Source organism: Variovorax sp. GW821-FHT09B05 (assembly GCF_059418265.1).
Map to the genome: position 1 here is coordinate 45,133 of NZ_JBWKPN010000016.1, position 18,287 is coordinate 63,419.

At 67.2% G+C, this 18,287-nt stretch carries 15 protein-coding genes; 3 read left to right on the forward strand and 12 right to left on the reverse strand.

Annotated features, from left to right (window positions below; genetic code table 11):
* Positions 1–44: 44 nt before the first annotated feature.
* The 12 genes from aspS to serA form a co-directional block, all read right to left on the reverse strand.
* Positions 45–1,856: an aspartate--tRNA ligase gene (gene aspS / locus AC07RM_RS32070; protein ID WP_093340982.1), complete on the reverse strand. Its 1,812-nt coding sequence runs from the start codon at positions 1,854–1,856 to the stop codon at positions 45–47.
* A gap of 35 nt (positions 1,857–1,891) precedes the next feature.
* On the reverse strand, positions 1,892–2,527 hold the full coding sequence (locus tag AC07RM_RS32075; RefSeq protein WP_093340983.1) for a DUF502 domain-containing protein: 636 nt from the start codon (positions 2,525–2,527) through the stop codon (positions 1,892–1,894).
* 43 nt (positions 2,528–2,570) lie between these two features.
* The gene (locus AC07RM_RS32080) at positions 2,571–2,897 is read right to left on the reverse strand and encodes an FmdB family zinc ribbon protein (RefSeq protein WP_296787535.1); all 327 of its coding nucleotides are present in this window, start codon (positions 2,895–2,897) and stop codon (positions 2,571–2,573) included.
* A gap of 106 nt (positions 2,898–3,003) precedes the next feature.
* Positions 3,004–4,452 carry a high affinity choline transporter 1 gene (locus AC07RM_RS32085; RefSeq protein ID WP_287753028.1) on the reverse strand — a complete coding sequence of 483 codons (1,449 nt, stop codon included), beginning with the start codon at positions 4,450–4,452 and terminating at the stop codon, positions 3,004–3,006.
* 78 nt (positions 4,453–4,530) lie between these two features.
* On the reverse strand, positions 4,531–6,096 hold the full coding sequence (gene ubiB / locus AC07RM_RS32090) for a ubiquinone biosynthesis regulatory protein kinase UbiB (protein WP_431510261.1): 1,566 nt from the start codon (positions 6,094–6,096) through the stop codon (positions 4,531–4,533).
* Positions 6,093–6,659, reverse strand: coding sequence for a hypothetical protein (locus AC07RM_RS32095; RefSeq protein WP_093341266.1), 567 nt, complete (start codon positions 6,657–6,659; stop codon positions 6,093–6,095). The genes ubiB and AC07RM_RS32095 overlap by 4 nt, the downstream gene beginning before the upstream one ends.
* 51 nt (positions 6,660–6,710) lie before the next feature.
* The gene (locus AC07RM_RS32100; RefSeq protein ID WP_203202632.1) at positions 6,711–7,727 is read right to left on the reverse strand and encodes a Tim44 domain-containing protein; all 1,017 of its coding nucleotides are present in this window, start codon (positions 7,725–7,727) and stop codon (positions 6,711–6,713) included.
* 31 nt (positions 7,728–7,758) lie between these two features.
* Positions 7,759–8,490, reverse strand: coding sequence for a bifunctional demethylmenaquinone methyltransferase/2-methoxy-6-polyprenyl-1,4-benzoquinol methylase UbiE (gene ubiE / locus AC07RM_RS32105; RefSeq protein WP_057592061.1), 732 nt, complete (start codon positions 8,488–8,490; stop codon positions 7,759–7,761).
* A gap of 147 nt (positions 8,491–8,637) precedes the next feature.
* Positions 8,638–9,051 (reverse strand): gamma-butyrobetaine hydroxylase family protein, encoded by a 414-nt coding sequence (locus AC07RM_RS32110; protein WP_093340991.1) that lies wholly within the window; start codon positions 9,049–9,051, stop codon positions 8,638–8,640.
* 65 nt (positions 9,052–9,116) lie between these two features.
* Positions 9,117–9,563, reverse strand: coding sequence for an HIT family protein (locus tag AC07RM_RS32115; protein ID WP_495337059.1), 447 nt, complete (start codon positions 9,561–9,563; stop codon positions 9,117–9,119).
* Positions 9,560–13,438 carry a DUF3683 domain-containing protein gene (locus tag AC07RM_RS32120; protein WP_208511835.1) on the reverse strand — a complete coding sequence of 1,293 codons (3,879 nt, stop codon included), beginning with the start codon at positions 13,436–13,438 and terminating at the stop codon, positions 9,560–9,562. Before AC07RM_RS32120 ends, AC07RM_RS32115 begins: the two co-directional genes overlap by 4 nt.
* 138 nt (positions 13,439–13,576) lie before the next feature.
* Positions 13,577–14,809: a phosphoglycerate dehydrogenase gene (gene serA / locus AC07RM_RS32125; protein ID WP_093340995.1), complete on the reverse strand. Its 1,233-nt coding sequence runs from the start codon at positions 14,807–14,809 to the stop codon at positions 13,577–13,579.
* A 231-nt stretch (positions 14,810–15,040) separates the two neighbouring features.
* Here serA and ugpB point away from each other — a divergent pair, with 231 nt between their 5' ends.
* The 3 genes from ugpB to ugpE all read left to right on the forward strand — a co-directional run bounded on the left by ugpB (position 15,041) and on the right by ugpE (position 18,276).
* Entirely contained in the window at positions 15,041–16,354 is a 1,314-nt protein-coding gene (ugpB, locus tag AC07RM_RS32130; protein ID WP_093340996.1) for a sn-glycerol-3-phosphate ABC transporter substrate-binding protein UgpB, read from the forward strand.
* A 128-nt stretch (positions 16,355–16,482) separates the two neighbouring features.
* On the forward strand, positions 16,483–17,364 hold the full coding sequence (gene ugpA / locus AC07RM_RS32135) for a sn-glycerol-3-phosphate ABC transporter permease UgpA (RefSeq protein WP_093340998.1): 882 nt from the start codon (positions 16,483–16,485) through the stop codon (positions 17,362–17,364).
* A 63-nt stretch (positions 17,365–17,427) separates the two neighbouring features.
* Positions 17,428–18,276 (forward strand): sn-glycerol-3-phosphate ABC transporter permease UgpE, encoded by an 849-nt coding sequence (gene ugpE, locus AC07RM_RS32140; RefSeq protein WP_057592066.1) that lies wholly within the window; start codon positions 17,428–17,430, stop codon positions 18,274–18,276.
* The last annotated feature ends 11 nt before the right edge of the window (positions 18,277–18,287 follow it).

Genomic DNA, 18,287 nt, shown 5'->3' on the forward strand with positions numbered 1-18,287 from the left:
TTAGCCATTTTAGCCACCGCCCTTCCCGGAGCAAGCGCCGCCGATCAGGCCGCCTGCTGCGGCTGCACGTTGCGCAGCCGGATGTGCAGTTCGCGCAGCTGCTTCTCGTCGACCGGGCTCGGCGCCTGCGTCAGCAGGTCCTGCGCGCGCTGGGTCTTCGGGAAGGCGATCACGTCGCGGATCGACTCGGCGCCGGTCATCAGCATGACGAGGCGGTCCAGGCCGATGGCGATGCCGCCGTGCGGCGGCGCGCCGTACTGCAGCGCGTCGAGCAGGAAGCCGAACTTGAGCTGCGCGTCCTCGGCGCTGATCTTCAGCGCGCGGAACACCTTGCTCTGCACTTCCTCGCGGTGGATACGCACCGAGCCGCCACCCATCTCGATGCCATTGAGCACCATGTCGTAGGCCTTGGCGATGCATTTCTCGGGCGCGGTGTCCATGAGGTCCTCATGGCCGTCCTTCGGCGCGGTGAACGGATGGTGCACGGCGCTCCAGCGCTGTCCTTCCTCGTCGAACTCGAACATCGGGAAGTCGACCACCCACAGCGGTGCCCAGCGGTCGTCGAACAGGCCGCTCTTCTTGCCGAAGGCGCTGTGGCCGATCTTCACGCGCAGCGCGCCGATGGCGTCGTTGACCACCTTCTCCTTGTCGGCGCCGAAGAACAGGATGTCGCCGTTGCGCGCGCCGGTGCGGGCGATGATCTCGGCCAGCGCGTTGTCGTCGAGGTTCTTCACGATCGGGCTCTGCAGGCCCTCGCGGCCGGCCGCCGCGTCGTTGATCTTGATGTAGGCCAGGCCCTTGGCGCCGTAGATCTTCACGAACTCCTGGTAGGCGTCGATCTCGCCGCGCGACAGGCCGCCCTCGGCACCGCCGCCCGGCACGCGCAGCGCGACCACGCGGCCGCCCTTCATCGTGGCGGCGTTCGAGAACACCTTGAATTCCACGCGCTTCATCAGCTCGGTGAGTTCGGTGAACTCGAGCTTCACGCGCAGGTCGGGCTTGTCCGAGCCGTACTTGAACATCGCCTCGCCATAGGTCATGGTCGGGAACACCGGCAGCTCGATGCCCGCGGCGTTGCGGAACACATTGCGGATCATGCCTTCGAACATCTCGCGGATCTCTTCCTCGGCCAGGAACGAGGTCTCGATGTCGATCTGCGTGAATTCGGGCTGGCGATCGGCGCGCAGGTCCTCGTCGCGGAAGCACTTCACGATCTGGTAGTAGCGGTCGTAGCCGGCCACCATCAGCAGCTGCTTGAACAGCTGCGGCGACTGCGGCAGCGCGAAGAAGCTGCCGTCGTGCACGCGGCTGGGCACCAGGTAGTCGCGCGCGCCTTCGGGCGTGGACTTGCCGAGCATCGGGGTCTCGATGTCGATGAAGCCGTTGGCGTCGAGGAACTTGCGCGTTTCCATCGTCACCTTGTAGCGCAGCATCAGGTTGCGCTGCATCGCGGGGCGGCGCAGGTCCAGCACGCGGTGCGTGAGGCGCGTGGTTTCCGACAGGTTGTCGTCGTCCAGCAGGAACGGCGGCGTGACCGAGGGGTTGAGCACCTTGAGCTCGTGCGCGAGCACTTCGATCTTGCCGCTCTTGAGCTGGTCGTTGGTGGTGCCTTCGGGGCGTGCGCGCACCAGGCCCGTGATCTGCACGCAGAACTCGTTGCGCAGGTTCTCGGCGACGGCGAAGGTCGAGGCGCGATCGGGGTCGCACACCACCTGCACGTAGCCTTCGCGGTCGCGCACGTCGATGAAGATCACGCCGCCGTGGTCGCGGCGACGGTTGACCCAGCCGCAAAGGGTGACGGTCTGGCCCAACAGGGCTTCGGTCACGAGACCGCAATAGTGAGTACGCATGGCCATGGCTAGATTCCGGCGCCGTTGCGGCGCGTTCGTTTTTATGGGTTGGACGGTTTGGTCGTCGCGATGCTGGCGGGGCTGCCGGGAACGACGACCCCCATCGAGACGATGTACTTGAGCGCCTCGTCCACGCTCATCAGGAGCTCGATGCAGTCGCTGCGCTTGAGCATCACGAAGTAGCCGCCCGTGGGATTGGGCGTGGTGGGCACGTAGACGCTGAGGAACTCCTCGTTGCCCAGGTGTTCCGCGACCTCGTTGCCGGGCGCGCCGGTGACGAAGGCGATGGTCCACACGCCCTCGCGCGGCCACTGCACCAGCACCGCGGTGCGGAAGGCGTTGCCGTTCTCGGAGAACAGCGTGTCGGAGACCTGCTTGACGCTCGAGTAGATCGAGCGCACCACCGGGATGCGGCGCACCACGGCGTCGCCCCAGCCGAGCAGGCGCTTGCCGACGAAATTGCTCGCGGCGGCGCCCACCACCAGCAGGATCGCCAGCGTGAGCAGCACGCCCAGGCCGCGCACCCGGTGGTCGCTGAGCCAGACCTGCCACTGCTCGGGCAGCAGCCACAGCGTCTGGTCGAGCGTGCCGATGATCCAGTTCAGCACGCCAAGCGTGATGACCAGCGGCACGATCACCAGCAGGCCGGACAGCAACCATTTGCGCAGGGCGAGCATCGGGAGGTTTCTTCTCTGGGACAGCGACGGGCGGTTCGGCGCCTCAGTCGGCGCTCTTGGCGGCCGGCGCGGGTGCAGGGGCCGGCGCGGGAGCCGGGCTGGGCGCGGCGGCGGGTGCATCGGCAGACTTGGCGGCGCCGTCGCCCGAGGCGGCCGGCGCGGTGGCGGCTTCGGACTTCTTGCCGCCGCCGTCACGGAAGTCGGTGACGTACCAGCCCGAGCCCTTGAGCTGGAATCCGGCCGCCGTGACCTGCTTTTCGAATGCGCTCGCGCCGCATGCCGGACACACCGTGAGCGGCGGATCGGACATCTTCTGCAGGGCATCCTTGGCGAAGCCGCAGGCGCTGCACTTGTAGGCGTAGATGGGCATGGGAAATCGAGTGGGGAAAGCGACCGGGCGGCCGCTCGCAAAGCCCTCGATTATAGGGGCGCCCCCCGGCCGGCCGGCGCCCCGGGGATTGCGCCCGGCGCGAGATTCAGGCCGTTTCGGTCGCCAGCGGGCGGTGCGGCGTGTGAGTGTTCACCACCCATTGCGGCGCCAGCGAGCCGAGCACCATGCCCGCGAACGAGGCCAGCACGCCCGCGAGCTGGGCCGGGAACACCGCGCCCCAGGGCATCGCCATGAACAGCAGCCAGGTGCCGATGCCGAACAGGATCGCGGCGATCGCGCCCTGGGTGGTGGCGCGCTTCCAGTAGAGGCCGAACACCAGCGGGATGAAGGCCCCGACCAGCGGCACCTGGTAGGCGCCCGAGACCAGTTCGTAGATCGGCGTGCCCTGCATGCGGATCGCATAGGCCAGCACCGCCGCGCTGAACAGCAGCACCGTGATGCGCATGGTCCGGAGGTTCTCGCGGTCGGTGCCCGCGGGGCGGAACTGGCGCCAGATGTTCTCGGTGAAGGTGACGCTGGGCGCCAGCAAGGTGGCCGAGGCGGTCGACTTGATGGCCGACAGCAGCGCGCCGAAGAACAGCACCTGCATCACGAACGGCATCTTCTCGAGCACCAGCGTGGGCAGCACCTTCTGCGGATCCTCCTTGAGCAGCGTGGCGGTCTGCTCCGGCATGATCAGCAGCGCGCTGGCCACGAGGAACATCGGCACGAAGGCGAACAGGATGTACGCCAGGCCGCCGATCACCGGGCCGCGCGTGGCGGCCTTGACGCTGTTGGCCGACATCACGCGCTGGAACACGTCCTGCTGCGGGATCGAGCCGAGCATCATGGTGATGGCAGCGGCGAAGAAGAAGACCATGTCGTGCCAGTTGGGCTCGGGCCAGAACTTGAACAGGTCCTTGCTGACCGCGAAGGCGACCACCTTGTCGGCGCCGCCGGCCATGTTGCCCGCGAACATCGCGATGATGGCCAGGCCGGCCACCAGGATGATCATCTGGATGAAGTCGGTGACCGCCACCGACCACATGCCGCCGAACAGCGTGTAGGCCAGGATCGAGACCACGCCGATCACCATGCCGGTCGACAGCCCGATGGCGCCGCCCGAGAGCACGTTGAACACCAGCCCCAGCGCCGTGACCTGCGCCGAGACCCAGCCCAGGTAGCTCAGCATGATGATCAGCGTGCAGGCCACCTCCACGCCGCGGCCGTAGCGTTCGCGGTAGTAGTCGCTGATGGTCAGCAGCGTCATGCGGTAGAGCTTGCCCGCGAAGAACAGGCCCACGAGGATCAGGCAGGTGCCGGCGCCGAACGGGTCTTCGACCACGCCGTTGAGGCCGCCCTCGATGAACTTGGCCGGGATGCCCAGCACCGTCTCGGAACCGAACCAGGTCGCGAAGGTGGTCGTGACGATCATGAAGAGCGGCAGGTGCCGCCCGGCGATCGCGAAGTCGGTGGTGTTCTTCACGCGCCGGGCCGCATACAGGCCGATGGCGATGGTGAGCAACAGATAGACGATGACCAGGGTCAGCAGCACGTCAGGTTCTCCTCTTTCCTCGATTCCAAGGCAGCACGCCTCTCTTTTTCAGGCCGTGGCGGCCAGCGTCCGCGCGGTTCAGAAAAGTCGAACGCGCACCAGCAGCTGCATGGCCAGCAGACCCAATACAAAACCTATGCCACCGTAGAGGATGGACTGGAGCAACCGGTTGGTGCGCTTCTGCGCGGCCAGCAGCTCCAACAGCTCGCGCCGGTGGTCGGGCGGCCGATTCTCCAGGAAATCGTGCAGCAGGCGCGGCAATTCCGGCAACAGCTTGGCGTATCGCGGCGCCTCGTCCTTGAGCTGCTGGAACAGCTTCTTGGGGCCGATCTGGTCGACCATCCACTTCTCGAGGAAGGGCTTGGCCGTGTGCCAGAGGTCGAGCTCGGGATCGAGCTGGCGGCCCAGCCCCTCGATGTTGAGCAGGGTCTTCTGCAGCAGCACCAGCTGCGGCTGGATCTCGACGTGGAAGCGGCGCGAGGTCTGGAACAGCCGCATCAGCACCATGCCGAGCGAGATCTCCTTGAGCGGCCGGTCGAAGTAGGGTTCGCAGACGGTGCGGATCGCGGCCTCGAGCTCGTCGATGCGCGTGCCCTCGGGCACCCAGCCGCTCTCGAGGTGCAGCTCGGCCACGCGCTTGTAGTCGCGCCGGAAGAAGGCCACGAAGTTCTGCGCCAGATACTCCTTGTCGGACTCGGTGAGCGTGCCGATGATCCCGAAGTCCAGCGAGATGTAGCGCCCGAAGGTCTGGGGCTCGAGGCTGACCTGGATGTTGCCCGGGTGCATGTCGGCATGAAAGAAGCCGTCGCGGAACACCTGGGTGAAGAAGATGGTGACGCCATCGCGCGCGAGCTTCGGGATGTCGACGCCCGCGGCGCGTAGCCGCTCGAGCTGCGCGATCGGCACGCCGTTCATGCGCTCCATCACGATCACCTCGGGATGGCAGAAGTCCCAGAACATCTCGGGGATCAGCACCAGGTCGAGCGAAGCCATGTTGCGGCGCAGCTGCGCGGCATTGGCGGCCTCGCGCACCAGGTCGAGCTCGTCGTGCAGGTACTTGTCGAACTCGGCCACCACCTCGCGCGGCTTGAGCCGCTTGCCGTCGGGCGAGAGCTTCTCGACCCAGCCGGCCATCATGGCCATCAGGCCCAGGTCCTTCTCGATCACGCCGCGCATGTTGGGGCGCAGCACCTTGACCGCCACCTCGCGCAGCTGGCCGTCGCCGGTGCGGATGGTCGCGAAGTGCACCTGCGCGATCGAGGCGCTCGCGATCGGCGTTTCGTCGAACTGCACGAACACGTCGCCGACAGGCCGGCGGAACGCGCGCTCGATGGTCGCCACGGCCACCGCCGAGGGGAACGGCGGCACGCGGTCCTGCAGGAAGGTCAGCTCGTCGGCGATGTCGGGCGGCAGCAGGTCGCGCCGCGTGGAGAGCACCTGACCGAACTTGACGAAGATCGGGCCCAGCCGCTCGAGCGCCTCGCGCAGCCGCTGGCCACGCGGTGCGTCGAGCCGGCGGCCGAAGGAGACGATGCGTGCGACCACCCGCAGCCAGGGCTTCTGGAAGCTCGTGAGCACGAGCTCGTCGAGGCCGTAGCGCAGCGCGACCCAGACGATGAAGAGGCTGCGATAGAAGCGGCTCATTCGGCGGTGCCCGCCGAACCGATACCGGATCTGCCGGCCGCCGCGCGGTTGCCCACGAACTGGCGCAATGCGCCCACCACGCGCCGCACCGCATTGCCGATGGCATGCGCGGGCACATCGCCGATCACGCGCGCGAGGTCGTCCTCGACGTCCCAGCGCACGTGGTCGACCAGCCAGTTGACCTCGGCCGCGAGCTGCACGTCGCCCACGATCTGCACCGAGGGCTTGTCGCCGCGCAGCGTGGCGCGCGCGATCTCGAAGGGGTTGTCATCGGTGACCGACAGCGTGAGCTCGGGCAGCGAGCCCGGCGGCGCCAAGTCGAGCAGGCCGGCGGGCGTGGCCACCAGCTCCATCGTGACGAAGCGCCACTGGAAGCGCACCACGCGGCCCTGCTGGCGCACCAGCCGTTGCTGGGCCTCGGGCTCCTGCTGCAGCACATGGTTGAGGAACAGCACGGCGCGGTGCTGGATCTCGTGCACGGCCCAGGGCGGCGGCTGCAGGCGCTCGCCGACGCGATTGAACAGGTCGCCGAGCAAAGAAAAAGGGGACGATGGTGTGGCCATGGTCCCCATTATCCTTTCTGCAGGCGGCCGGGCCGCCTTCGAAGCCGCTGCTTATTGCAGGGCTTGCACGCCGGCCACGAGCCAGCCGTTGCCGCCGGTGGTCGGACGCGTCATGTTCCAGACTTCGCGGAACGGGCCCGGGCCCGCCGAAGCGTCTTCGCGGATCATGCCGGAGAACTCCACGCTGGCCATGTAGGCATCGGCCAGTTCCTCGATGCCGAGCAGCTTGGCGTCGAGCATGACCACCTCGGTCTTGTTCGACACGCCACCGGTGTGGCTGGCGCGGTCGGCGAGCTGGCTGCGGATTTCCTCGATCATCTCGTCGGTCATCATCGAACGCAGCATGGTGATGTCGGCACGGTCCCAGGCATCCTGCAGGGTCACGAAGTTGCGCTTGGCGGCGGTCAGGAAACCGTCGACATCGAAGCCGGCCGGGATGCCCCAGCTCTGCGAACCGGCCAGGGCCGAACCGATCATGCTGCCGCCACCGGCCGCGGCACCCGCGGACGAGAGGCTGCTGCCGTGCGAGGTCGCGGCGGGCGTGGCATCGAAGTTGGTGGCGTTGCGCTCCCACGGACGGGCCGAGGCGTCGTTGCCGACGTTGCTCGGGCTGTACTGCGCCGGCGCTGCCGGGTTGCCCGGACCGCCCGCGCCCTGGAAGGCGAAGCCGCCCTGGCGTGCACCGGCGGGCTGCGAGCGCGACTTGATCATGCGCCACACGAACACCGCGGCCAGCACCAGCAGGCCGATCAGCAGGATGTTGCCGAAGCCCGCGCCCAGGCCCAGCGAGCTCGCGAGCCATGCGAGGCCCAGGCCCGCGGCCAGGCCGCCGAGCATGGCGCCCCACGGGCGCTTCGGTGCCGCGGCGGCGGGTGCCGGCGTGGCGGGCTTGGCGGCCGCGTTGGTGGCGTTCTGTTGCGCGGGCGCGGCCGGCGGCGTGGCCTGGCGTTGCGTCACGTTCGAGGATTGGCGGCCGACGGATTTACCGCCGCCCATGCGCGCCGCGTCGGCCTGGATGCTGACGAGCGCGAGTGCGCCAGCCAGAAGCAAAGTACTCAAACTCTTCATAAGGTCTCCTCTCGAACGAAATCTCGTCTGATCAACACTTGATTCCAACATGGAGGGCGACCACGCCACCCGTCATGTTGTGATAGTCCACATGCCCGAAACCGCCCTCTTTCATGAGGGACTTGAGCTCGTCCTGGCCCGGATGCATGCGGATCGATTCGGCCAGGTAGCGGTAGCTCGCGTCGTCGCCCGCCACCACCTTGCCCAGGCGCGGCAGCACGTTGAAGGAGTACCAGTCGTAGACCTTCTCGAGCGGCTTCGCGACCTTCGAGAACTCGAGCACCAGCAGCTTGCCGCGCGGCTTGAGCACGCGGTTCATCTCCTTGAGCGCGACGTCCTTGTGCGTCATGTTGCGCAGGCCGAAGGCGACGGTGACGACGTCGAAGTGGTCGTCGGGGAACGGCAGCTTCTCGGCGTCGCAGACGGTGGTGGGCAGCACCACGCCGGCGTCGAGCAGGCGGTCGCGGCCGGTACGCAGCATGGCTTCGTTGATGTCGGTGTGGACCACCTGGCCGCTGGCGCCGACCTTCTTCGCGAAGGCCAGCGCGAGGTCGCCGGTGCCGCCCGCGATGTCGAGCACGCGCGAGCCTTCGCCCACGTTCGCGACCATGACGGTGTAGGCCTTCCATGCGCGGTGAAGCCCCATCGACATGAGGTCGTTCATCAGGTCGTAGCGCGTGGCGACCGAGTCGAACACGCCGCGCACGCGGCCGGCCTTCTCGCTCTCGTCGACTTTCTCGAAGCCGAAATGGGTGGTGGTCATGCGACCGATGTTAGGCCGTTCGTCCTCGCATCAAGACGACGACCCCGCTGTACCGGCGGTCATTTGTTGCTTTTTCTGCAAACGCAGAGGTCTTGTAACGCCCGTCACGTCTACCGACGAAGCTATGCTTTCAATAGCAAACGCCAGTCAATGGCTGCCGCAGGCGTGGCCGCCCTTCTCGGCCATCGGTGCGTCGCGATCGACGCCTGCTTCGGCCAGCTTCTGCTCGTAGGCGGCCCAGAGTTCGGCTTGCTGCGAACCCAGCTGGTAGAGCAGGTCCCACGAGTAGATGCCGGTGTCGTGCCCGTCGCTGAAGCGGGGCTGCACCGCGTAGTTGCCCACCGGCTCGAGCGCGACCAGCTCGACCTCGCGCTTGCCGGTCTGCAACGTTTCCTGGCCCGGTCCGTGGCCCTGCACCTCGGCCGAGGGCGAATAGATGCGCATCAGCTCGAAGGGAATGCGGAAGGTGGCGCCGTCGGAGAAGCCCACCTCGAGCACGCGCGAGCGGCCGTGCACGGTGATCGACTGCGGCGTCGGCGCGCCGGCTTGCAAGCCTGCCATGGGGGAGTGTCCGTTCGAAGTGGAGGAAAGAGGATGCGGGGAGACGGCGCAGTATGCCGCGCCGGCTACAGCGCCGCGAGGCGCGTGGCCATCGCGGCCTCGGCCGCGCTCAGCAGCGCCTCGACCTGGGCCACGCGCGCGGCCGGTGCCGCGCGCTGCGCGGCGGCCCAGAACGGCGCGGGGAAATGGCTGTCCCAGTCGAAGCGCGCGATCACGTGCCAGTGCAGGTGCGGCACCATGTTGCCGAGCGCGGCGACGTTGATCTTGGTCGGCGCGAGCGTGTCGCGCAGGCATTGCTCGACCTCGGCCACGGCGTCCATGCAGTGCGCGCGCTCCTCGCGCGACAGGTCGGACAGCTCGGGCCGGTGCGCATTCCACACCACGCGGTAGAAGGCCGGGAAGCCCGCCTCCACCGCGTGGATCACGCGCAGCCTCGCGCCCTCGAACACCAGGCGTCCGCCCGCCTGTTCGCAGAACACGCAGCCGGCCACGCGCGCCACCTCGCCGCTCACACCAGCACCCGTTCGATGCCACCGTGGTTCGCGGCCGCCACGTACTCGGGCATCCAGTCGGCGCCGAGGATCTTGTTGGCCATCTCGACCACGATGTAGTCGGCCTCGAGCAGGCCGTTGTTCAGGTCGCTGCCGTAGCGCGACAGGCCCTGCAGGCAGCTCGGGCAGCTGGTGAGGATCTTCACGTTCTCGCCGGCGCCGATCTTGCCGCCGTCGCGCAGCGCGGCCTCACCCTTCTTCAGTTCCTCTTCCTTGCGGAAACGGATCTGCGTCGAGATGTCGGGCCGCGACACGCCCAGCGTGCCCGACTCGCCGCAGCAGCGGTCGTTCTTGAGCACGTTGTCGCCGACAAGCGCCTTCACCGTCTTCATCGGGTCCTGCTGCTTCATCGGCGTGTGGCAGGGGTCGTGGTAGAGGTAGCCGGCGCCGCCGGCGTCACCCAGGGTGATGCCCTTCTCGAGCAGGTACTCGTGGATGTCGATGATCCGGCAGCCCGGGAAGATCTTGTCGAACTGGTAGCCCTGCAGCTGGTCGTAGCAGGTGCCGCAGCTCACCACCACGGTCTTGATGTCGAGGTAGTTGAGCGTGTTCGCCACCCGGTGGAACAGCACACGGTTGTCGGTGATCATCTTCTCGGCCTTGTCGAACTGGCCGCTGCCGCGCTGCGGATAGCCGCAGCACAGGTAGCCCGGCGGCAGCACCGTCTGCACGCCCGCGTGCCAGAGCATGGCCTGCGTCGCGAGCCCCACCTGCGAGAACAGCCGCTCCGACCCACAGCCCGGGAAATAGAACACCGCCTCGGTCTCCGAGGTCGTGACCTTGGGGTTGCGGATGATCGGCACGTAGTCGGCGTCCTCGATGTCGAGCAGCGCGCGCGCCGTCTTCTTCGGCAGGTTGCCCGGCATCTTCTTGTTGATGAAGTGGATCACCTGCTCCTTGAGCGGCGCCGGTCCGAGCGAGGCCGGCGGCGCTGCCGTCTGCTTCTTCGCGAGGCCGCGCAGCAGGTCGTTGGCCATGCGCTGCGCCTTGAAGCCGATGCCCACCATGCCCGCGCGCACCGTCTTGATGGTCTGCGGATTGGTCGCGTTGAGGAAGAACATCGCGGCCGCGTTGCCGGGACGGAAGCTCTTCTGCCCCATCTTGCGCAGCAGGTTGCGCATGTTCATCGACACGTCGCCGAAGTCGATCTTCACCGGGCAGGGCGTGAGGCACTTGTGGCACACCGTGCAGTGGTCGGCCACGTCCTCGAACTCCTCCCAGTGCTTGATGCTCACGCCGCGCCGGGTCTGCTCCTCGTAGAGGAAGGCCTCGACCAGGAGCGAGGTCGCGAGGATCTTGTTGCGCGGGCTGTAGAGCAGGTTGGCGCGCGGCACGTGGGTGGCGCACACCGGCTTGCACTTGCCGCAGCGCAGGCAGTCCTTCACGCTGTCGGCGATGGCACCGATGTCGCTCTGCTGCATGATGATCGACTCGTGCCCCATCAGGCCGAAGCTCGGCGTGTAGGCGTTGGTCAGGTCGGCATGCAGCGACTGCGCGCCGGCACCCGGCTCGCGCAGCAGCTTGCCCTTGTTGAAGCGGCCCTCGGGATCGATGCGCTGCTTGTACTCGGCGAAGGGGCGCAGCTCCTCGTCCGACAGGAACTCGAGCTTGGTGATGCCGATGCCGTGCTCGCCCGAGATCACACCGTCGAGCCGGCGCGCCAGCTTCATGATGCGCGCGACCGCCTCGTGCGCGGTCTGCAGCATCTCGTAGTTGTCGCTGTTGACCGGGATGTTGGTGTGCACGTTGCCGTCGCCCGCGTGCATGTGCAGCGCGACCCACACGCGGCCCTTGAGCACGCGCTTGTGGATCGCCGTGCACTCGGCCAGGATCGGCGCGAAGGCCGCGCCCGCGAAGATCGCCGACAGCGGCTGGCGCAGCTGGGTCTTCCAGCTCGCGCGCAGCGAATGGTCCTGCAGCTGCGGGAACAGCGCATCGACCTCGTCGAGCCAGCCGGCCCACAGCGCGCGCACCTCCTGCAGCAACGCCACGGCCTGCGCCACGCGGTCCTCGAGCAGCTCGGCCGAGGGGATCTCGTTGGCGTCGTCGGTCTTGCCCAGCGGCAGGTTGCCGTGCACGAAGAACTTCTCGAGCTCGTCGACCAGCGCGAGCTTGTTGCGCAGCGAGAGCTCGATGTTGATGCGCTCGATGCCGTCGCTGTACTCGGCCATGCGCGGCAGCGGGATCACCACGTCCTCGTTGATCTTGAAGGCGTTGGTGTGGCGGCTGATCGCGGCGGTGCGCTTGCGGTCAAGCCAGAACTTCTTGCGCGCCTCGGGGCTGATGGCGATGAAGCCCTCGCCGCTGCGCGAGTTGGCGATGCGCACCACCTCGGAGGTGACGCGCGCCACCGCGTCGGCGTCGTCGCCCGCGATGTCGCCGAACAGCACCATCTTCGGCAGGCCGCCGTGCTTCTTCGACTTGGTGGCGTAGCCCACGGCCTTCAGATAGCGGTCGTCGAGGTGCTCGAGGCCGGCCAGCAGCACGCCCGAGCGCTTCTGCTCGGCGAACATGAAGTCCTTGATCTCGACGATGCTGGGCACCGCGTCCTTGGCGTTGCCGAAGAACTCGAGGCAGACGGTACGCGTGTGCGCCGGCATGCGGTGCACCACCCAGCGGCAGCTCGTGATCAGGCCGTCGCAGCCTTCCTTCTGGATGCCCGGCAGGCCCGAGAGGAACTTGTCGGTCACGTCCTTGCCCAGGCCTTCCTTGCGGAAGGTACGGCCCGGGATGTCGAGGCGCTCGGTGCGCAGCGGCGTCTTGCCGTCGGCCGCGAAGTACTGGAGCTCGAACAGCGCGCTCTCGGCGTCGTGGATCTTGCCGAGGTTGTGGCCGATGCGCGTGACCTCGAGCCATTCGGCCTGCGGCGTGACCATGCGCCACGAGGCCAGGTTGTCGAGCGCGGTGCCCCACAGCACGGCCTTCTTGCCGCCCGCATTCATCGCGACGTTGCCGCCGACGCACGAGGCCTCGGCCGAGGTCGGGTCGACCGCGAACACGTAGCCCGAGCGCTCGGCCGCGTCGGCCACGCGCTGCGTGACCACGCCGGCCTCGGTCCAGATGGTGGGCACGGGCGCCTCGAGGCCGGGCAGCGCGACCAGCTCGACCTCGGTCATCGCCTCGAGCTTCTCGGTGTTGATGACCACGCTGTTCCAGGTCAGAGGAATGGCGCCGCCGGTGTAGCCGGTGCCGCCGCCGCGCGGAATGATGGTCAGGCCCAGCTCGATGCAGCCCTTGACCAGCAGCGCCATCTCGGCCTCGGTGTCGGGGCACAGCACGACGAAGGGGTACTCCACGCGCCAGTCGGTGGCGTCGGTGACATGGGCCACGCGCGAGAGGCCGTCGAACTTGATGTTGTCCTTGGCCGTGAGCCGGCCCAGCACGCGGGTGGCCTTGCGGCGCAGCGCGGCGACGTCGCGGAACAGGGTGTCGAAGGCCTGCACGGCCTCGCCGACGCGGCCCGTGAGCTCGCCCACGAGCTGGTCGCGCGGCAGGTCGCTGTCGGGCGTGCGGCGCTTCTGCACCTCGGCCAGGCGATGCCGCAGCGCATCGACCAGCAGGCCGCGGCGGCGCGGGTTGTCGAGCAGGTCGTCGATCAGGTAGGGGTTGCGCTGAACGACCCAGATGTCGCCGAGCACCTCGTAGAGCATGCGCGCCGATCGGCCGGTGCGGCGCTCGGCGCGCAGCGTCTGGAGCAATTCCCAGGCGCGCTCGCCCAGCAGGCGGATCACGATCTCGCGATCGGAGAAGCTGGTGTAGTTGTAGGGGATCTCACGCAGTCGTGCAGGCTCTGCGGCCTGCGACAGCAGCGCGTTCAACGCGGTCGGAGCATTCATCGGGGTGGGACCTCGGCCGGGCGCCACGCGTCCATAGCCGGGGTGGGGATTTTAGGTCAGGGCCAGGGTTCGTGCCCTGGCGCCGACGCGTGTCCCTCTGCCACTGCCGGCGCGCCGGCCGGCCTCAGCGCGATGCGATCAGAACAGCACGCGGCTGCGGATCGTGCCCTGCACCTTCGCGAGCTTCTCGAGCGCGAGGTCCGAGGAGGCGGCGTCGATGTCCATCACCACGTAGCCGATCTTCTCGTTGGTCTGCAGGAACTGCGAGGAGATGTTGATGTGGTTGTCCGAGAAGATCTTGTTGATCTCCGACAGCACGCCCGGCACGTTGCGGTGCACGTGCAGCAGGCGGTGCTTGCCCGGGTGCGCGGGCAGCGCCACCTCGGGGAAGTTGACCGACGAGGTCGAGGTGCCGTTGTCGCTGTACTTGACCAGCTTCTCGGCCACCTCGAGGCCGATGTTGGCCTGCGCCTCCATCGTCGAGCCGCCGATGTGGGGCGTGAGGATCACGTTGTCGAGTCCGCGCAGCGGCGACTGGAACTCGTCCTTGTTGCTGCGCGGCTCGACCGGGAACACGTCGATGGCGGCGCCCAGCAGCTTCTTCTCCTTCAGCGCGCCGGCCAGCGCGTCGATCTCGACCACGGTGCCGCGCGAGGCGTTGATCAGGATCGAACCGGGCTTCATGGCCGCGATCTCGGCCGCGCCGATCATCCATTGCGTGGCCTGCGTCTCGGGCACGTGCAGGGTCACGATGTCGCTCTGCGCCAGCAGCTGGTGCAGGTCGCGCACCTGGCGCGCATTGCCCAGCGGCAGCTTGGTGACCACGTCGAAGAAGGCGACGTGCATGCCCAGCGCCTCGGCCAGCACCGACAGCTGCGCGCCGATCGAGCCGTAGCCCACGATGCCCAGCGTCTTGCCGCGGATCTCGAAGGCGTTGTCGGCCGACTTGAGCCAGCCGCCGCGGTGCGCCACCGCGCTCTTCTCGGGCACGCCGCGCAACAGCAGGATCGCCTCGGCCAGCACCAGCTCGGCGACCGAGCGGGTGTTGGAGTAGGGGGCATTGAAGATCGCCACGCCGTGCTCGCGCGCGGCCTCGAGGTCGACTTGGTTGGTGCCGATGCAGAAGCAGCCGGCGGCCACCAGCTTGTGGGCGGCCGCGAACACCTCGGCGGTCAGCTGGGTGCGCGAGCGGATGCCGAGGAAGTGCACGTCGCCGATCTTGGCCTTGAGCGCCTCGTCGGACAGCGCGCCCGGCAGCGACTCGACGTTGGTGTAGCCCGCCGCATGGAGCACCTCCACGGCCGAGGGGTGGATACCCTCGAGCAGAAGAAACTTGATCTTGCTTTTGTCGAGGGAGGTCTTGCTGCTCATGCTGCTGCTCGCGGTAGCCCCGGCCATGGCAACAGGCTAGGCCGAAAAAGGGAGGGCGATGCTAGCATGGTGCAGCGCAGCAAGCAGGGGCCCGGCGCGCGAGCGCCCTGTCGGCCAAGGGGGTTTCCCCGGGTTTCTTGCCGTGTGCACTCCGTGCGACAAAGCCGCAGAACCGTCACGTATGTAACCTAACATCGCCGGTTTTACTTACTTTTCCCTACAGGAGTCTTAATGCGCTTCAAGACGCTCGCCATCGCCTCTACGCTGGCTGCCGCTCTGGCCGTGCCAGCCCTCGCCCAGGCCCAGACCGAGATCCAGTGGTGGCACTCGATGGACGGCGCCCTCAACGACTGGGTCAACGACCTCGCCAAGCAGTTCAACGAGAGCCAGAAGGACTACAAGGTCGTGCCCACCTACAAGGGCGAATACGACCAGTCGATGGCGGCCGGCATCGCGGCCTACCGCTCGGGCAACGCGCCCGACATCCTGCAGGTGTTCGAGGTGGGCACCGCCACCATGATGTACTCCAAGGGCGCGATCAAGCCCGTGGCCGACGTCATGAAGGAAGGCGGCCAGAAGTTCGACCCCAAGGCCTACATCCCCGCGGTGGCCGGCTATTACACCGCCCCCAACGGCCAGATGCTGTCGTTCCCGTTCAACAGCTCGACGACGGTGTTCTACTACAACAAGGACGCCTTCAAGAACGCCGGCCTCGACCCCGAGAAGGCCCCCGCCACCTGGCCCGAAGTGGTCTCGGCGGCCGCCAAGCTCAAGGCCAGCGGCAGCCAGTGCCCGTTCACCACCTCGTGGATGAGCTGGGCCCAGCTCGAGAGCTTCTCGGCCTGGCACAACACCTCGTACGCCTCGAAGAACAACGGCTTCGGCGGCCTCGACGCCCGCCTGGAATTCAACTCGCCGCTGCACGTGCGCCACTTCGAGAACCTGTCGAACATGTCCAAGCAGGGCCTGTTCGTCTACAAGGGCCGCGCCAGCAAGCCGATCACCTCGTTCACCTCGGGTGAATGCGCGATGTTCATCGGCTCGTCGGGCAGCTACGCCAGCGTGAAGCGCGACGCCAAGTTCAAGTTCGCCGAATCGGCGCTGCCCTACTACCCGGACGTGCAGGGCGCGCCGCAGAACACCATCGTCGGTGGCGCCAGCCTGTGGGTGATGTCGGGCAAGCCGGCCGCCAGCTACAAGGGCGTGGCCGCGTTCTTCACCTTCCTGTCGAGCCCCAAGGTGCAGTCCGAAAGCCACATGCGCACCGGCTACCTGCCGATCACCACCGCAGCCTACGAGCTGACCGAGAAGGCCGGCTTCTACAAGGAAAACCCGGGCACCGACGTCGCGGTGAACCAGATGATCAAGAAGACCACCGACAAGTCGCGTGGCGTGCGCCTGGGCAACCTGCCCCAGATCCGCGCCATCGAGGACGAGGAAACCGAGCTGATCTGGACCGGCAAGAAGACCCCGAAGGAAGCGCTGGACAGCGCCGTGAAGCGCGGAAACGAACTTTTGGTGAAATTCCAGGCCGCAAACAAGTAAGCTCCGACCCCGAACCGGCGCGAACGAATGTTCGTTTCGGTTCGTTTGACCCGCCACAAGCCAGGCTGCCCCGTGCAGTCCTGGCTGTTTGCTTATTTAGTGTGTCCGTGACCTGAACGCCCTGCCCCATGGAAAAACGCGTCATCTTTCGTTCGAACTGGCTGCCCTGGGCACTGCTGGCGCCGCAGTTGTTCATCGTCGGCGTCTTCTTCTTCTGGCCCGCGGGCCAGGCGCTGGTGCAGTCGCTGCAGCAGCAGGACGCCTTCGGCAACTCGATCACCTGGGTGGGGCTGGACAACTTCGAGGCGCTGTGGAACGACAGCACCTACATGGCCTCGTTCCACACCACCATCGTCTTCTCGGTGCTGGTGACGGTCCTGGGCCTGAGCATCGCCCTGGTGCTAGCGGTGTTCGCCGACCGCGTGGTGCGCGGCACGCGCTTCTACCGCAGCGTGCTGATCCTGCCGTACGCGGTCGCCCCGGTCGTGACCGGCCTGCTGTGGTCGTTCATGTTTTCCTCGTCGATCGGCATCGTGGCCTACTGGCTCAAGAAGATGGGCTTCAACTGGAACCATCTGCTCAACGGCGACCACGCCATGGCGCTGGTCGTGATGGCCTCGGTCTGGAAGCAGATCTCCTACAACTTCCTGTTCTTCCTCGCGGGGCTGCAGTCGATTCCCAAGTCGCTGATCGAGGCCGCCGCCATGGACGGCGCGCGCCCGATGCGCCGCTTCTGGACCATCCAGTTCCCGCTGCTGACGCCCACCACCTTCTTCCTGCTGGTGATCAACATGGTGTACGCCTTCTTCGACACCTTCGCGATCATCGACGCCACCACCCAGGGCGGCCCCGGCAAGGACACCGCCACGCTGGTCTACCGCGTGTACTTCGACGGCTTCCGCGGCATGGACTTCGGCGGCGCCGCGGCCCAGTCGGTGGTGCTGATGGTGATCGTCATCGCGCTGACGGTGGTGCAGTTCCGCTACGTCGAGAAGAAGGTCCAGTACTGATGACCGCCCCCATGCCCCCCTTCTTCCCCGCCCGCCGCGCGGCCGACGCCACGGAGGCCCGCCATGGTTGAGCGCCGCCCCTCCCTGGGCATCCTCGCGCACGTGATCATGATCATCGGCGTGCTGCTGGTGATGTTCCCGATCTACCTGGCCTTCATCGCCTCCACCCACACGCCGCAGGAGATCATGCAGGCGCCGATGCCGATCCTGCCCGGCAGCAACTTCTGGGAAACCTACAAGGCGGCGCTGACCGGCGGCGGGCGCACCAGCGCCAACGTGTCGGTGGCGCGAATGATCTGGGTGAGCACGGTCATCACGCTCGTCATCACCTTCGGCAAGATCAGCATCTCGCTGCTGTCGGCCTTCGCGGTGGTGTATTTCCGCTTCCCGCTGCGCGGCCTGTGCTTCTGGCTGATCTTCATCACGCTGATGCTGCCGGTCGAGGTGCGCATCGGCCCGACCTACCAGGTCGTGGCCAGCCTCGGCATGATCAACAGCTTCGCCGGCCTCTCGATACCGCTGATCGCGTCGGCGACCGCCACCTTCCTGTTCCGGCAGTTCTTCCTGACGGTGCCCGACGAGCTGGTCGAGGCCGCGCGCGTCGACGGCGCCGGGCCGATGCGCTTCTTCAAGGACATCCTGCTGCCGCTGTCGAAGACCAGCATCGCGGCGCTGTTCGTGATCCAGTTCATCTACGGCTGGAACCAGTACCTGTGGCCGCTGATCGCCGCCACCAGCGAGGACATGTACCCGATCGTCGTCGGCATCAAGGCCATGATCGGCAACGGCGAGTCGCCGGTGGACTGGAACGTGGTGATGGCCACGGCCGTGCTGGCCATGCTGCCGCCCGCGGTGGTCGTGGTGCTGATGCAGAAGTGGTTCGTCAAGGGCCTGGTCGATACCGACAAATAAAACGCTGAACT

Bases quoted from the DNA above. Each gene is read 5' to 3' on its own strand.
- ubiE (WP_057592061.1), bottom strand. From the start codon at position 8,490: ATGACCACCACCCATTTCGGCTTCGAGAAAGTCGACGAGAGCGAGAAG.
- ugpB (WP_093340996.1), top strand. From the start codon at position 15,041: ATGCGCTTCAAGACGCTCGCCATCGCCTCTACGCTGGCTGCCGCTCTG.
- AC07RM_RS32095 (WP_093341266.1), bottom strand. From the start codon at position 6,659: ATGGCCACACCATCGTCCCCTTTTTCTTTGCTCGGCGACCTGTTCAAT.
- AC07RM_RS32100 (WP_203202632.1), bottom strand. From the start codon at position 7,727: ATGAAGAGTTTGAGTACTTTGCTTCTGGCTGGCGCACTCGCGCTCGTC.
- ubiB (WP_431510261.1), bottom strand. From the start codon at position 6,096: ATGAGCCGCTTCTATCGCAGCCTCTTCATCGTCTGGGTCGCGCTGCGC.
- AC07RM_RS32080 (WP_296787535.1), bottom strand. From the start codon at position 2,897: ATGCCCATCTACGCCTACAAGTGCAGCGCCTGCGGCTTCGCCAAGGAT.
- AC07RM_RS32110 (WP_093340991.1), bottom strand. From the start codon at position 9,051: ATGGCAGGCTTGCAAGCCGGCGCGCCGACGCCGCAGTCGATCACCGTG.
- serA (WP_093340995.1), bottom strand. From the start codon at position 14,809: ATGAGCAGCAAGACCTCCCTCGACAAAAGCAAGATCAAGTTTCTTCTG.
- AC07RM_RS32075 (WP_093340983.1), bottom strand. From the start codon at position 2,527: ATGCTCGCCCTGCGCAAATGGTTGCTGTCCGGCCTGCTGGTGATCGTG.
- ugpE (WP_057592066.1), top strand. From the start codon at position 17,428: ATGGTTGAGCGCCGCCCCTCCCTGGGCATCCTCGCGCACGTGATCATG.
- AC07RM_RS32120 (WP_208511835.1), bottom strand. From the start codon at position 13,438: ATGAATGCTCCGACCGCGTTGAACGCGCTGCTGTCGCAGGCCGCAGAG.
- ugpA (WP_093340998.1), top strand. From the start codon at position 16,483: ATGGAAAAACGCGTCATCTTTCGTTCGAACTGGCTGCCCTGGGCACTG.
- aspS (WP_093340982.1), bottom strand. From the start codon at position 1,856: ATGGCCATGCGTACTCACTATTGCGGTCTCGTGACCGAAGCCCTGTTG.